Raw genomic sequence first — 14,095 nt, 5'->3', positions numbered from 1 at the left:
GTCCTGGCTACGCGCTCGCGAGCGTGAGCTTCACGGCGAAGCCGAGGAAGATCGCGCCGGCGGCGGTGGTGGCCCCGGCGGAGAGCCGCCTGCGTCTGCGGAAGGCCGCCGCCAGCTTCGTCCCGCTGAAGATCAGCGCGGAGAGGTAGAGGAAGCTCGCCAGCTGTGCGAAGGCGCCGAGGACGACGAAGGAGAGGGCCGGGTATGCGTACGCCGGGTCCACGAACTGGACGAAGAAGGCGACGAAGAAGAGGATCGCCTTCGGGTTGAACAGACTGATGACCAGCGCCCGCTTGAAGGGCCGCTCCTCGGCCGCCGTCACCACTGCCGGAGCCTGTGCCCGCGCCTTCCGGGTCCGCCACATCCCCCACGCGGACCGCAGCATCCCGATCGCCAGCCACGTCAGATACCCGGCACCGGCGTACTTCACGATCCCGAACAACAGCGCGTTCCCCTGCAGCAGCGAGGCCACTCCGGCCGCCGACAGCGTCATCAGGACGGCGTCCCCACACCAGACACCCGCCGCCGCCCTGTAGCCGGCGCGGATGCCGCTGCGCGCGGCGACCGACAGGACGTAGATCGAGTTCGGGCCGGGAAGCAGGACGATCAGGACGAGGCCTGCGAGGTACGTGGGGAGGTCGACGACACCAAGCATGGATGGAGTGTCGCACGGGGGTACGAAACCCCGCCTTCGGGTATCGCGAGTTAGTCGTCGCCGTCCAGGAGGCGGTCGACAGAGAGTTCCAGAGCAACACCCAAGGGCTCAGGGAGCGGGACGGTAGTGCCGCGCTTGTAGGGCGTGACCACGTTGTACTCGTCCCCCTCAGGGTCGGAGTGCATCAGCACCTGATCGTGTTTGCGGTCCACAACGACGTAGTGCGGGATGCCGGCTCTGGCGTACGTCTCCACCTTTATGGCCAGGTCGTTCGACCAGTTGGTGGACGTAACTTCCATGACCAGGCGGAAGACGTGCGGCGCGTAGCAGGCCTTCTCCACCAGCGCGTCTTTGTAGTCGGCATCGACAATGGACAGGTCCGGAATGGCGTAGTCGTCCCGCCCTGTCGGCAGCCACACGCCGACCCCCAGCACGGCCTTGAGGTCGGCTTCCCAGCCTCCGGCCTGTTTGAACTCGAACGCCACGTCGAAGCACGTCTCTTGATGCGGCCCGTCCGGCGGCGGTGTCACAACAATGCTCCCGTTGAGGATCTCCACCCGGTGCCCGGGCAGCTCTTCCCGGAGGCGATCGGCAGCATCAGCGAGCGACGTCTCGTGCATCATCACAGCCACGGCACCCTCCTTTCGGGAACACCCTTCATGAGCGTAACCGGAGGCGGACCGGTTCCGCCCACGATCACCCATACGGATTAATCGCCCAGCTCAGAACGCATCCGCAGGCACATAACTCCCCCAGACCCCCCGCAGCGCGTTGCACACCTCGCCCACTGTCGCCCGCGCCCGCAGCGCGTCCTTCATCGGGTACAGCACGTTGTCCGTCCCCTCCGCCGCCTTCTTCAGGGCGGCCAGCGCCGCGTCCACCGCCGCCCGGTCCCGCTCCGCCCGCAGCCTCGCGAGCCGCTCGGCCTGCTGAGCCTCGATGGCCGGGTCGACGCGGAGCGGTTCGTACGGCTCCTCCTCGTCCAGCTTGAAGCGGTTGACGCCGACGACGACCCGCTCGCCGGAGTCGGTCTCCTGGGCGATGCGGTACGCGGAGCGCTCGATCTCACCCTTCTGGAAACCGTGCTCGATGGCGCTGACCGCGCCGCCCAGCTCCTCGACCCCGGCCATCAGTTCGACGGCTGCGGCCTCCACGTCGTCGGTCATCCTCTCGACGGCGTAGGAGCCCGCGAAGGGGTCCACGGTGGCGGTGACGTCCGTCTCGTACGCCAGTACCTGCTGCGTGCGGAGTGCGAGCCGAGCGCTCTTGTCCGTCGGCAGCGCGATCGCCTCGTCGAAGGAGTTGGTGTGCAGGGACTGCGTACCGCCGAGCACCGCGCCCAGGCCCTGCACCGCGACGCGCACCAGGTTCACCTCCGGCTGCTGCGCGGTGAGCTGGACGCCCGCCGTCTGGGTGTGGAAGCGCAGCATCAGCGACTTGGGGTCCCGCGCACCGAACTCCTCGCGCATCACCCGCGCCCAGATCCGGCGCGCGGCACGGAACTTGGCGACCTCCTCGAGAATCGTCGTACGGGCCACGAAGAAGAAGGACAGCCGCGGGGCGAAGTCGTCCACGTTCATCCCCGCCGCCACCGCCGTCCGCACGTACTCGATGCCGTCCGCCAGCGTGAAGGCGATCTCCTGCGCGGGCGAGGCACCCGCCTCCGCCATGTGATAGCCGGAGATCGAGATCGTGTTCCACTTCGGGATCTCGGCCCGGCAGTACCTGAAGATGTCCGCGACCAGCCGGAGGGAGGGCTTGGGCGGGAAGATGTACGTGCCGCGCGCGATGTACTCCTTCAGGATGTCGTTCTGGATCGTGCCCGTCAGCTGTGCGGCCGGCACGCCCTGCTCCTCGCCGACCAGCTGGTACATCAGCAGGAGGAGCGCCGCGGGGGCGTTGATCGTCATCGACGTGGAGACCCTGTCCAGCGGGATCCCGTCGAACAGCACCCGCATGTCGTCGATCGAGTCGATCGCCACACCCACCTTGCCGACCTCACCGGACGCGATCGGGGCGTCGCTGTCGTGGCCCATCTGGGTGGGCAGGTCGAAGGCGACCGACAGGCCCGTCGTGCCGTGGGCGATCAGCTGCCGGTAGCGCGCGTTGGACTCCACGGCCGTGCCGAAACCGGCGTACTGGCGCATCGTCCACGGACGCCCCGTGTACATCGAGGGGTACACACCCCTTGTGAAGGGGAACTCGCCCGGCGCTCCCAGCTTCTCGGCCGGGTCCCAGCCCTCCAGAGCCTCCGGCCCGTAGACCGGCTCGATGGGCAGACCGGACTCGGATTCGCGCGCCATCGCTGTGTCTCCCTCCGAAGCTGGCCAATACCTGTTCTATGAGCTTCGCTCTCCACCATGCGGTGTAGTTCGCAACCGGGCATGTGCGGGGAGCATCTCAAGTGACACACGACGGCACGACGGGGGTTCGATGCGTACGGCACCACGAATGACAAGACACGGGAAGCGCTCGCTGGCCGCGCTGGCGGCGCTGATCGCGGTCAGCGGCTGTACGGCGCAGGCCGGGGACGCGGACGGGAAACAGCCGCCCCTGACAAGGATCGACGGCACGGCCGGCTCCACCCCCGCGCCCCGGCCCACGGCCACCCCCGACGATCCCAAGCCGAGCGCCACTCCCTCGAAAACCCCGGTCGCGGCGCCCGAGGTCCTCTGGTCCAAGGGCGACGAGGGCACCGACGTACGCGAGGTGCAGGCCCGGCTGCGGCAGGTCGCCTGGCTCTTCGACGGGCCGACGGGAACGTACGACGACCTGACCGCCACCGCCGTGCAGGGCTTCCAGGGCAAGCGTGGTCTGCCACGGACCGGCGCGCTGGACACCGTCACCTGGCAACGGCTGCAGAAGATGACGCAGGAACCGGGAAAGTGGGAGCTGTACGCGTTCGGCGGGCAGCCGGCAGCGGAACCGGACTCGCGCTGTATGACGGGCCGCGTGCTGTGCGTCAGCAAGACCAGCCGCACGCTGCGCTGGATGATCGACGGCCGGACGGTGTCGACGATGGAGGTGCGGTTCGGCTCGCAGTACACGCCGACCCGCGAAGGTGTGTTCAGCGTCTACTTCAAGTCGCGCTACCACGTGTCGACGCTCTACGACTCGTCCATGCCGTACGCCATGTTCTTCAGCGGCGGCCAGGCGGTCCACTTCTCCTCGGACTTCGCGGCCCGCGGCTACTTCGGCGCCTCGCACGGCTGCGTCAACGTCCGGGACGAGGGGAAGATCGCGGAGCTGTTCGCCCAGGTCCGCACCGGTGACAAGGTCGTCGTCTACTGGTGACGCGCGGCGCGGAGAGGGGGGTGTGCAGAGGTGAGGCGGCGCGGGCGGGACCGGGGGAACGTGTCCCACCCGCGCCGAGGTGCATCGAGCCATGGGTACGGGGGGAACCCCGGCTCGGTGCGAGGGCCGATGACCAGTCGGCTCACTCATTACTGCGCCACCGCGGCCGAAAATGTCACACCCGGGGCGATTGGAAAGTCACCGGAATACGAACTCGCAGGTCAGGAGCTTCCGGCGAGATCCGGGACCGGGACCGGGCCGGGGGATGAGGGCGAAGGCGAAGGCGCCGGGGTGAGGGTTCCGCCGTTGGCGCGGACATCGTTGCCACGGTGGCCGTTGCCGCGGTCGTCCTTGTCCTTGCCGTGCTGGTGGCCACGGCCGTCGTCGCCGCCAGCACCCTTGTGACCACCGCCGTCGTTGCCACTCGCCTGTAGCGGGAGCAGCGGGAGTATGTGGTTGCCGCCGTCGTCACCACCCCCGTCGCCCGGGGCGGAGCTCTCTTCCGCGCTCTGGCCGAAGCCCTGCCCCAAGCGGGTTTCCGCGGTCGACTCCGAATTCCCGCCCGAGTCCTTGGAGTCCTCGTCCCCGGCACTCTTCTTGCTGTCGTCGGCGCCGGTGCCGGTGCCGGTGCCGGTGCCGGTGCCCGCCTGGTCCAGGACTTCGTTGCAGTACTTCTTCAGCCGGCCTTGACCGGAGCCACCCGCAGCCTCCTCCAGTACTCGCCTGCGGCCGGCGTCCAGTTCCTTGCCGTCGAGGACGTCGCGGCACGAGGCGCGTGTCTGGCTCCACTCTTCGCCGGTGAGGCCCGACTCCCCCGTGCCGTCCGAGCCCTGCTGCCCGCCCGGGGCACGTCCACCCGCCTCCTCCTTCGAGGAGCCGCCGACGGACGAACCACTCGTGGCGCCGTCAGGTGTCCCGGCCGGGGAACCACCGTCACCCGGACCGTCGGGCGACGGCGAGACCAACGGCCGCTCCGGTGTCGCCGCGGCCGTGACCGAAGCGGTTGGACCGGGTCTGTCGTCACCGAACGGAGTCGGCAGCATTCCGGTTCCGGTCGCGACGGCGACCCCGCCGATCATCCCGGCGGCCAGCGCCGCGGCGAGACCGAGGCGCGTGGGACGGCCCCAACGGACCCGGCGACCACCGAGGTCCGGACGTCCCAGACGGATGAGACCGGCGTCGGAGGAGTAGGCGCCGGTGATGTGGGAGGCGGAGCGCGTACGACCGCGCCGGTCCGTCTGCTCCACCTCACCGGCCGCGTCCGCGCGCACCTTGCGGAACGCGGCCAACGCGGAGGCCTCGCCGGGGAGTTCGTCGTCGCCCGGCGCAGGTGCCGGGACCAGCGCGGCGAGTGCCCGGGTGAGTTCGTCCACCTGGTTCCGGTCGTGGGCGTCGACGGCTGCCAGGGGTTCGCCGCGCAGCAGGCGCTCCGCGGCGTCGCGGTCCAGCCACCGGCCGGGGGGCCGTGGGTTTTCTCCCGGGAAGACACAGCGCTCGTCGGCCATCACATGTCCTTCTGCGTCCGCGAACGCGTATGCGTCACACCGGCGGACGTCACCGCACGTGTGCGCGGTTCTCTTTGTGGGGGTACGGCGCCGAGTGCCCCGGCGGATTCCGGATCGTCGCCGAGCAGCTCCGCGAGCCGTTTCAGACCGCGGTGCGCCGCGGTGCGCACCGCGCCGGGGCGCTTGCCGAGAGTCTCTGCCGCGGTCTTGGCGTCGAGGCCGACGACGACGCGCAGGACGACGGCCTCCGCCTGGTCCTGGGGGAGTTGGGCGATGAGCGAGAGAGCTCTGTCAGTGGCCAGGGACTCGATGGCCTCGCCTGCGGTGTCGGACTCGGCCGCCTTGCCGGTCAGTTCGGTCTCGTCGCCGCCTATCGCGGGGCGGCGCCCGCGCATCCGTATGTGATCGAGGGCGCGGTTGCGGGCGATACGGGCGGCCCAGCCACGGAAGCGGTCGGCGTCCCCGCTGAACCGCTCCAGGTCTCGGGCGATCTGCAGCCAGGCCTCGGACGTGACGTCTTCCGCGTCCGGATCGCCGACCAGTGTCCGTATGTATCCGAGCAACCGTGGGTGCACCGCGCGGTACACAGTCCGGAACGCGGTCTCGTCCCCGTCCTGTGCCGCAAGCACCGCGGTAGTCAGCTCCGCGTCGTCCCCCAGCACCGCGCGCGCCCCTCTTTTGCGCCTAAGCCGGCGCCGCTTTCACGGACCGGGTACTCGCCGTCGTGGTTGCTCGTTCGTGGTTGCTCAGTCGTGGTTGCTCGTTCGTGGTTGCTCGGTCGTGATTGCTCGGTCGTGATTGCTCGGTCGTGGTTGGGGTCTCAAGGCCCCTCGCGGGTGCCGTGGTCCACTCTCCGCACCTCGGCGCGAAAGGCACGTTACGGCGTGAAACCGCTCTCCGTCCATGTTCGTACAACATGCAACTACGCGGTGACGGTGCGAGGTGTGACACAAAACGCAGTGGCGGCGCAGTAGAAAGTACGGGCCGCCGCGCGGCCCGTACCGCGCGACGGCCGGGGCCTCTCCTGTGGGGGGTGGCGGCCCCGGCCGTCTCCGCGGTGTACCGCTGAGGCCGGGGGCGACGCGCGGCATCGGTGACAACGGGGCCGACGCGCGACCACCGGCCAGGCGCCCTATTCGCCCATCCAGCCCTATGCGCCTACCCAGCGCGATTCGCCGAGTCGTCCCGGACGCCGACCTGCGGGCCCCCTTCGCCTCGACACCCGCCGTACTGGGGCCATGGCGTACTTCAGTCCGAGCAACTGGTCGCGGACCCGTCAGCCGTGGAGGTGACGGTCACGCGGTAGCCGGCTCCGGAGCTGAATTCGGGGCCGGTCTTGGTCTCTTCGGCATCGAGGATCTCCTCGGTCAGGAAGTAGACGTCCAGCATCGTCGCGTCGTCCGCCTTGCCGAGGGTGAAGCACAGGTTCACGGGCATGTCTTCCTCGGAGGACTGCTGGGTTGCCTGAGACGGCTTCCAGCCTTCGCGCTCCGCCGCGGCCCGGTAGTGCTCGGTCACGTCAGCCCTGTCGCCGGGGAAGACGTAGGTCCGCTCGGCATACAGTGAAGCCTCGCCGCTGTCCTCCCAGCAGCCGGCCTCAAGATCCTCGAAGCCTTGGGGCACGATTGTCCCTTGTGGCCGAGAGTCGAGCACACCGTACGACTTCAGCTCGTCAACCCGGGGCTCGGTCCCCTCGCAGCCCGAGGCGGAAACGGCATCCGAGAGAGTCTGGCACCCGGTGAGAACTCCCGTCGCCAACGCGGCCGTCGACAGAAAGGCGACCCACCAGCCGGTTCCCTGACGAGGTAGCAAGCCGGCTCCTGTGGTTGACACGCCACGGCAGCCGACCTCACTGCCTGGGACCGAATACATGCGGCTGCCGAGGTTACATCACCTCCACCAACCGTGGCATGGAAGCAACTCCCGTCTCCCTTGGGGGTGTTCAACGGTCCGGACTACGTCGCCTGGTTCGAACACCGGCCGCTCTTGGTGTCAGCTGCCGTAGAGCGTGGGCAGATCGACCAGGAGGAGGTCGTCGCGGCGGTCGGCCAGGTCGGCCAGGTCGGGGTAGAAGCCGTGCAGGGAGTACAGGGCCAGAGCGGTGGCAGTTGTGTCGTATCCCTGATCGGTGAGCAGGTCACGGATGCGTTCCAGACGTTCCAGGTCACCGGTCCCCCGGCGGGCCGCGGTCGCCTTGGCCTCGCCCAGCAGCGCGATCCTCGCACGGGGAGACTGCGGGCGCTCACCGGCGGCCAGGGCGATGACATCGACCTCGTGCTTCGTCCGGGCGGCCTGGTCGGCGATCTCGGTGGTACCGACCGGGCCGGGCAATCCGCCGGGGAGCAAGGTGTGAGCGTAGCGGCGGGTGAAGTCGCGGGCCAGGTCCTCGAAGTGCGGTCCCAGGATCTTGGAGTTGAAGGTCGGGGTGGCCTGCTGCCACACCTGCTCGGCGAAACCCTGCTCCACGGCGGCGGCCTGCGGGAGGGTGATGAGCTGGTTGAAGCGGATGACAGGGTCGGCGAGGGTGATGACAGGGTGCCTGGAGCGGAGGATGTCCTGTTCCCGCCGGATGTAGCCGGTGGATTCCAGCACTCCGAGAGGGTGGGCGACGGCGTTGCGCGGGCGCTCCAGAGCGGCACCGATCTTGCTGGGTGTGGTGGCGCCGTTCGCGATCGCGGTGAGGATGTCGTAGTACAGCGTGTGCTGCGTGATCCTCGGGTCCTCGCGCAGCAGGTACTCGGTCTCGGTACGCGAGTACACCGCTCGCCCCGGATCGAGCAGCGTCCGGGTAAGCCAGGTGTCGAAGCCGTCGTCCGGATGCGGACGGGCAGCCACCGGCCGGTAGCCGGGGGCCCCGCCGAGCACCGCGTGCACCTTCAGCGCGGTCAGCGGGTCGTCGATCTGCCAGAAGACCCGGCTGTCGCGGTAGTCGAAGGGGCCCAGCCGCAGATCGACCACGGCACGACCCCGCAACGGCTTGGTCCCCGAGAGCAGCTCGTGCATGACGCTCATCGCCGAGCCGCACAGAATCAGTCGCGGGCCCGGCCCGGCACCAGGCCGGGCACCCCGCTGGCGCTCGTCATAGAGCTGCTGCAACAGGCCCGGGATCTCGGGCGAGTGCTGGAGCAGATACGGCAGCTCGTCGATCACCAGGAGCGGATGTGACGAACGGGCGGTCACATCGAGGGCATTGGACAGGACGTCACGCCAGTCGGTCAGACGCAGGCTCCCCTGCCGCAGGCCGGCGTGGGCGGCGACCGCATCACTGAACCGCTGAATCGCGGGCAGCCGCCCCTCCTCCCGGACCGCTGTGACGTACAGGCCGCCGACCTGCTCGGACAGGGCCTGCAGAAGGTACGACTTCCCGTGCCGCCGCCGCCCCGACACGATGCCGAGCCGCATCGCCGGATCCGGATCCGTGAGGAACTCCGCGAGCAGACCCCACTCCCGGTCCCGGTCGACAACGTCGTCCGGCTTGGTCGGCAGGCTCTTCTTCACTCGCTCTCCTACGCGTCGACTTCGACGGAATACGTCTAAGTCTACTTCGACAGATACGGGCGTATTGGATTTGTCCCGGCGCTTCGGCAGCCGAGCCCGGAGAATCCGGCGCGATGGGCGGGCAGACGCACGAGGGCCGGCCCTGGCGGAGAGCGCGAATCTGCACACCGACATCAAAATGCCTGGTCAGATGCCCTTCATACTTCTGTCAGGCCAGGGGTGGTGGCCCGGCCGTCTCCGCGGTGTACCCGCTGAGACGGCCGGGACCATGCGGGGCATCGGTGCCGACGTCGCCGACGCGCGACCAAGTGCCCCACCCGCGCGGAGATCTCCGCGGAGTCCCTACGTCACAGGTCAGAAGCTCACCGTGTGGCCTCACGGCACAGCAACCGCAGCGAACCGTCGCCCTCGTAGCAGCGGCGCGCCTCTTCGATGGGGTCCCACAACCGGCCGTCAGGCGTACGGATCCAATGGTCGCCGCCCGTCACCCACCACTCCGCGCCCGTGCTCCGGGCGACGACCTCACCGGCGTACGCCCCGAAACCGCGCAACACCGTCTCGACGGCGGCGTAGGGCGCCCCCTCCTGCCGTATCTCCTCGATCAGCCGGTCGACGCGCCACAGACTCTGCGCGGAGTAGTCCAGGCGCAGCCGGGCGCCCTCACGCATCGTCGCGACCGCGTCCGCCGCCCACCGGATGGGCTTCGTCGCAGCTTGGGGCCGGGTTGCTCGAGTTGTGTCCACACTCGGAAGAGCGCCCTCCGCCCGGAATTCGTCACGCCGATCCGAGCACTCCCCCACACCGGTCCGATATCGCCCCACGGCCCCCACAGGACAGGCACAGGACTCTCGCAGGCCGAAGGTTTACGGCGCGAAGGCACTGGAGAACAGGGGGCGTTGGCGGTTGGGCTGTTGGGCTGTTGGGCTGTTGGGCTGTGGGGCTGCCGGCCGATTGGGTTGTTGGCCGTACGACGCGGGCGGCGCCGTACCGGACAAGCCACCGGCGCTGCCTACGCCCGCCCTCGCGCCCGTCGCGACACCACCGCCCGGAGCACCCGTCGGCCCTCCGTCGACTTCCCCAGGACCAGCCGGAGGCCGCCCGCCCCGCGGTCCGCGAGCAGCTCCAGGATGGCGATCTGGCGCCGCAGTTCGGCGGCGACGAGCGGGGACATGCCGTCCGTACGGCCCTCTCGCCGGGCTTGGACCGAGGACGCGCCGTCGGCGGCGATGTCGAGGAGCCCGTGGATCTGCAGGGCCGCCACGGAACAGCGGTCCGCCCACGTCCGCAGGGCACCGGCGGAGTGCTCGGCCGGAACGGTGGCGAGCATGTAGCGGGCAAGGAGGGCGGCTTGTTCGTCAGGCGAGCAGTCGGAGTGTGCGCCCGCGCCTGTCCCGGAGCCTGAGCCTGTCCCGGTACCGGAGCCGGAGTCGGTACCGGAGCCGGCCAGCGCCGCGAAGCCGACACCGGGACCGGGACCGGGACCGGGACCGAGTTGCTCCCAGCCTCCCGACTCGCCTCCCAACTCCCCTCCCGGCTCGCCCAGATCCGCCCGTGCCTTGGCGACCCGCTCTCCCCACTCGTCCCCGTCCACCAGGCTCGTCCACAGCGGCCGCAGAGCATCGTCGTCACCACCCAGCAGGGGAACGCACCGATCCAAACAAGCCAGCCCGCTCGCCGCCAGCCCACGCTCATCCGCCTGAGCGATCAGTTCCACCAGGCTCATCGCGCCTCCCTCGAACTACTCGAACTCCGCGAACACCGCGACAAGGCGTCTGTTTCTCACGAAGTCCGCACTCCCCCTTACTGCGTGCGACAGGCCGGGAGTGTCACAGGAGCTCACAAAGGCATGACGCCAAGTCGGTCCAGGAACCGGAACAGCAGGTTTTCGGCCAACGGGTCAGGGTCCGCGGTCAATACGTGGAGAAGCGGTTCCGCGACCACCGTGTGGCCGGCCTCCGCGGCCCAGGCGACGGCGCGTTCGGCGGCGTCCGCCGGCTCGAGGAAGTAGTCGTCGACGCTGAGCCCCTCCTCGCTTTCACCGAGGTACCGGGCCATGGCGGGCCGCACGAGACAGGTCGTCCAGGCGCCGCTCTCCGGCGCGGCCGCCTCGACGACCACACAGTCGCTGTCCATGACGTACCCGAACAGCGCGGGCGCCCCCGTCTCCCGGGCGAGCGCGTTCATGCTCCCGACGTCCCCGTCACCGCTCGGGTACTCCCACACCTGCCAACCGTCGGGCGCCGTGGCCTGCAGGACCATGCCGGGCGCCGCCGCCAGCGCGTCCAGCTCCGCGAGCGGCCGCTCGCTTCTGCCCACGACGTAATACCCCCAGTAGCCCATTCCGGTCCCCCCGGTCTCTCGGTTCGGCTCGGGCCGAATACACCACAGGTGTACGGGAGTTGGCTACCTAATCGGGCAATCCGCCCGGGACTGGGACGCCGACCGGTACGGGGCCCCGGCCCTGGTGCGCCTTCTCGTCCTGCATCCTTGTCAGCCGCAGCACGACGAGGATCGCGAGCACAGCGGCGGGGATCTCCATGACGTCAGCGACCATGATCTGACTGACGGCGTCCTGGATCTGCTCGGGCGTCTCAGCGCTGGTGTAGGCGCGGGACCCGGCCCGGTCGGCGAACAGCGAGATGAGCCACAACGTCCACCAGGCGTTGACGAGCCCGTGCGAAACGCGGGAGCCAACAGCCGTACTCGCGTCCCAGATGTCCAGCATGATCCGGCGCGGGAACCACAGGTTCACGATCGGTACGAACCAGCTCCAGCCCGCCCAGGCACGCCTCTTGCTGTGCCCGAAGGGATCGAACACCTCGGCGTTCACCCGCACGCGCAGGAACCAGACGAGGTAGACGACGGCGGCGGCGACGAGGGAGGCCATCTGGGTGTACCCGGCCAGGGCGTAGACAGTGTCCGCGTGTTCGGCCTCTCGCTGGACGGCGTCGCTGTAGTCGCCGTCCGCAAGGGAGCCCGTCACGTTGTACGTGGTGATGTCGGCCCAGGCGGCGAAGAGGTCCGTGGCGATGACCAGGCCGAGCAGTATCGCGACGGCCTTGCCGAGGCCGACCGGTGAACGCAGCCACGCGGGGCCGTGCGGCAGCAGCGTGGGCCCCGCGGACACGGGCGGTGCCACCGGCAGGCCCGCGGACGGTCCCGTGGACGCGGCCACGCCGGCGAGCGAGGACCGCTGGGCGCAGTCGGCGCACAGGCCCTCGGGCGTCGACGCGGTGGAGTGCTGACACTGCTTGCAGAACATGGGCATCCCCCGAAGCACCGGCACGGCAACCCGCGCCGACTCCTGACACAAGAAGCCGGGCGAGCCCCTCCCCAGGGCACACCCGGCAATCGAATACGCATGCGGAAGATACGGTCCGGCCTGCCTCTACGTCCAGCCGGATTCAGCCCAGCCGGTCCGCCAGCTTCCTGAAATCCGTCCAGGACAGCGCGGGTTCACCGGAGTCCCACAGCTTCTGGACCGTCGCGCGCAACGGCATCCTGATCCCCGCAGCCACCTGGTCCTGGGTCTGCGAGTCCGCGAGATCGCACCACACGGCGAAGCTCCCGCCCAGGATCTGCCCGTCGTACTTCGCGGGGACCGGGGTCGTGCCGCGTACGACGAGCGGGGTCCACTGCTCGTAGATGCGCTGCCCGGTCGGGTAGACGAAGGTCTGCGGCTGGCCGAGGACGTAATAGAGGTACTCGTCGTTGTAGTTGATCAACTTGCGCCCCGCGTCGAGGTAATCGACGGGCTTGCGCGCGCCGATCTCCTTGCCCGTCCAGTACGCCACCTGCAGATCGTCGTCCGCCTGCACCTGGCCCCCGGGGAAGAACCCGTCGTTCCAGGCCCGCAGTGTCCGGTCGTGGCCGCGCATCACCTCGGCACGGCCGTTGAGCCAGCCTGTCGTGAGGTCGGCGATACTCGCGCCCGCGCCGTAGATGTTCACGGCGGCGGTGGCCAACTGCGGGTAGGAGGCCGCGGGGTTGGCGACCATCAGCGCCCGGTACTCGTCGCCGCCGAGGTGCCAGTTGGCGCCGGGGAAGAGATCGGCGTACTCGTTCAGCAGCTCGTCGACCAGGTCGGCGGACGCCTGCTGGGAGATGTCGATCGAGCCCGGTGAGGCGACGCCCTGCCCGTTGCGCAACTGGAGCTCGGGGTGTGCGGCGAGCACCGCGCCCAGGTGGCCGGGCGAGTCGATCTCGGGGACGACGGTGATGTGCCGGCTCGCGGCCAGGTCGAGGATCTCGCGGACCTGCGCCTTGCTGAGGTGTTGCTTCGACACGATCTCGGGGTGCGTGTCCGACTCGATACGGAACCCCTGGTCGTCGGAGAAGTGCAGGCCGAGCTGGTTGAACTTCAGGTCGCCCAGCTCCCGGACCCGGTCCTCGATCCAGTCCGCCGTGAAGTGCTTGCGCGCGATGTCCAGCATCAACCCGCGCTGCGGCTTCGCGGGCCGGTCCCGTACGACGCCCTCGGGCGCCGTGCCGCCGCCGTGCACCACCTGCTTGAGCGTGCGCGTGCCGTAGAAGACGCCCGCGTCGCCGGGAGCCGTGATCGTGACCCGGCCGCTCTTGACGCTCAGGGTGTACGACTCCGTGCCGGAGGCCGCCGCGTCGAGGCCCAGCTCGACGTCTCCGGAACGGGGTTCCGTCTCTCCCGCGTACGACAGCTTGAGTTCGCCGGCGAGCAGCCGCCCCTCGTCGGCGAGTTCACTGTCGGCGACGACCACACGGGAGCCGGTGGCAGGGCGCCAGCCGGGGCCCCTGGCGGGGGTGTGTTCGCGTACGGCGGGGATGGTGCGGGGGGTCTGGGACAGGGGGTACGTCCGGGTCGGCGAGGGGGCGGCGCCGGTGGCCGTCGGGGCGGTGCTGGACGCGCTCACCGGCGTGCTGCTCGACGGCACCCGCGCTCCCGCCGGTTCGCCGCTGTCCCCGGCGGGCCAGAACGCGACGGTGAGCGCGGCGGCCCCGGCGACGACGGCACCGCCGACGGCGGCCATCACCCAGCGCGTCTGCCGTGCCGGCGCGCGACGCCTCCCGGGGCTCATCGGGCCACGCTCCGGGCGGTGACGGCGGGCTCCTCAAATGCCGGAGGGGCTGGATTTCCAGCCCGTCCGGCATTTGAGGACGAGCGCGTCCA

Annotated in this window: 13 protein-coding genes; 1 reads left to right on the top strand and 12 read right to left on the bottom strand. The window is 69.8% G+C overall.

The genetic code is table 11. From position 1 onward, the window contains the following. Positions 1-7: 7 nt before the first annotated feature. From leuE to ACFYPC_RS21700, 3 genes are all read right to left on the bottom strand, one after another. A complete protein-coding gene (gene leuE, locus ACFYPC_RS21710; RefSeq protein ID WP_388678563.1) occupies positions 8-655 on the bottom strand; it encodes a leucine efflux protein LeuE in 648 nt (215 codons plus the stop codon). A 50-nt stretch (positions 656-705) separates the two neighbouring features. After that, a complete protein-coding gene (locus ACFYPC_RS21705; protein ID WP_388678873.1) occupies positions 706-1,278 on the bottom strand; it encodes a Uma2 family endonuclease in 573 nt (190 codons plus the stop codon). A gap of 99 nt (positions 1,279-1,377) precedes the next feature. Continuing rightward, on the bottom strand, positions 1,378-2,958 hold the full coding sequence (locus ACFYPC_RS21700; protein ID WP_388678560.1) for a methylmalonyl-CoA mutase: 1,581 nt from the start codon (positions 2,956-2,958) through the stop codon (positions 1,378-1,380). Between the two features lie 148 nt (positions 2,959-3,106). Here ACFYPC_RS21700 and ACFYPC_RS21695 point away from each other — a divergent pair, with 148 nt between their 5' ends. Beyond that, positions 3,107-3,949 (top strand): L,D-transpeptidase family protein, encoded by an 843-nt coding sequence (locus ACFYPC_RS21695; protein ID WP_388678557.1) that lies wholly within the window; start codon positions 3,107-3,109, stop codon positions 3,947-3,949. Positions 3,950-4,170: 221 nt separating this feature from the next. Here ACFYPC_RS21695 and ACFYPC_RS21690 read toward each other — a convergent pair whose 3' ends face one another. From ACFYPC_RS21690 to ACFYPC_RS21650, 9 genes are all read right to left on the bottom strand, one after another. Continuing rightward, positions 4,171-5,454: a hypothetical protein gene (locus ACFYPC_RS21690; protein WP_388678555.1), complete on the bottom strand. Its 1,284-nt coding sequence runs from the start codon at positions 5,452-5,454 to the stop codon at positions 4,171-4,173. Then, on the bottom strand, positions 5,454-6,116 hold the full coding sequence (locus ACFYPC_RS21685) for an RNA polymerase sigma factor (RefSeq protein WP_388678552.1): 663 nt from the start codon (positions 6,114-6,116) through the stop codon (positions 5,454-5,456). The genes ACFYPC_RS21690 and ACFYPC_RS21685 overlap by 1 nt, the downstream gene beginning before the upstream one ends. Positions 6,117-6,702: 586 nt before the next feature. Next, positions 6,703-7,077: a hypothetical protein gene (locus tag ACFYPC_RS21680; RefSeq protein WP_388678549.1), complete on the bottom strand. Its 375-nt coding sequence runs from the start codon at positions 7,075-7,077 to the stop codon at positions 6,703-6,705. Between the two features lie 369 nt (positions 7,078-7,446). Further along, the gene (locus ACFYPC_RS21675) at positions 7,447-8,952 is read right to left on the bottom strand and encodes an ATP-binding protein (protein ID WP_388678547.1); all 1,506 of its coding nucleotides are present in this window, start codon (positions 8,950-8,952) and stop codon (positions 7,447-7,449) included. 362 nt (positions 8,953-9,314) lie between these two features. Beyond that, positions 9,315-9,695, bottom strand: a complete 381-nt coding sequence (locus ACFYPC_RS21670; RefSeq protein WP_388678544.1) for a hypothetical protein — start codon at positions 9,693-9,695, stop codon at positions 9,315-9,317. Between the two features lie 266 nt (positions 9,696-9,961). Then, on the bottom strand, positions 9,962-10,675 hold the full coding sequence (locus tag ACFYPC_RS21665; protein WP_388678541.1) for a hypothetical protein: 714 nt from the start codon (positions 10,673-10,675) through the stop codon (positions 9,962-9,964). 113 nt (positions 10,676-10,788) lie between these two features. Then, complete coding sequence (locus ACFYPC_RS21660; RefSeq protein WP_388678539.1) at positions 10,789-11,292, bottom strand: hypothetical protein; 504 nt, start codon at positions 11,290-11,292, stop codon at positions 10,789-10,791. A gap of 67 nt (positions 11,293-11,359) precedes the next feature. Then, positions 11,360-12,214, bottom strand: a complete 855-nt coding sequence (locus ACFYPC_RS21655; RefSeq protein WP_388678536.1) for a DUF4328 domain-containing protein — start codon at positions 12,212-12,214, stop codon at positions 11,360-11,362. 142 nt (positions 12,215-12,356) lie between these two features. Then, the gene (locus tag ACFYPC_RS21650) at positions 12,357-14,003 is read right to left on the bottom strand and encodes a family 20 glycosylhydrolase (protein ID WP_388678533.1); all 1,647 of its coding nucleotides are present in this window, start codon (positions 14,001-14,003) and stop codon (positions 12,357-12,359) included. Positions 14,004-14,095: the final 92 nt, after the last annotated feature.

Origin of the sequence: Streptomyces sp. NPDC005808 (assembly GCF_042871385.1) — a bacterium.
GTDB lineage: Bacteria > Actinomycetota > Actinomycetes > Streptomycetales > Streptomycetaceae > Streptomyces.
Note: the sequence above shows the minus strand (reverse complement) of the source record. Positions and strands in the feature narration are given on the sequence as shown.

Coding starts and splice junctions, on each gene's coding strand:
- leuE (WP_388678563.1), bottom strand. CDS start 655: ATGCTTGGTGTCGTCGACCTCCCCACGTACCTCGCAGGCCTCGTCCTG.
- ACFYPC_RS21705 (WP_388678873.1), bottom strand. CDS start 1,278: ATGATGCACGAGACGTCGCTCGCTGATGCTGCCGATCGCCTCCGGGAA.
- ACFYPC_RS21700 (WP_388678560.1), bottom strand. CDS start 2,958: ATGGCGCGCGAATCCGAGTCCGGTCTGCCCATCGAGCCGGTCTACGGG.
- ACFYPC_RS21695 (WP_388678557.1), top strand. CDS start 3,107: ATGACAAGACACGGGAAGCGCTCGCTGGCCGCGCTGGCGGCGCTGATC.
- ACFYPC_RS21690 (WP_388678555.1), bottom strand. CDS start 5,454: ATGGCCGACGAGCGCTGTGTCTTCCCGGGAGAAAACCCACGGCCCCCC.
- ACFYPC_RS21665 (WP_388678541.1), bottom strand. CDS start 10,675: ATGAGCCTGGTGGAACTGATCGCTCAGGCGGATGAGCGTGGGCTGGCG.
- ACFYPC_RS21660 (WP_388678539.1), bottom strand. CDS start 11,292: ATGGGCTACTGGGGGTATTACGTCGTGGGCAGAAGCGAGCGGCCGCTC.
- ACFYPC_RS21655 (WP_388678536.1), bottom strand. CDS start 12,214: ATGTTCTGCAAGCAGTGTCAGCACTCCACCGCGTCGACGCCCGAGGGC.
- ACFYPC_RS21650 (WP_388678533.1), bottom strand. CDS start 14,003: ATGAGCCCCGGGAGGCGTCGCGCGCCGGCACGGCAGACGCGCTGGGTG.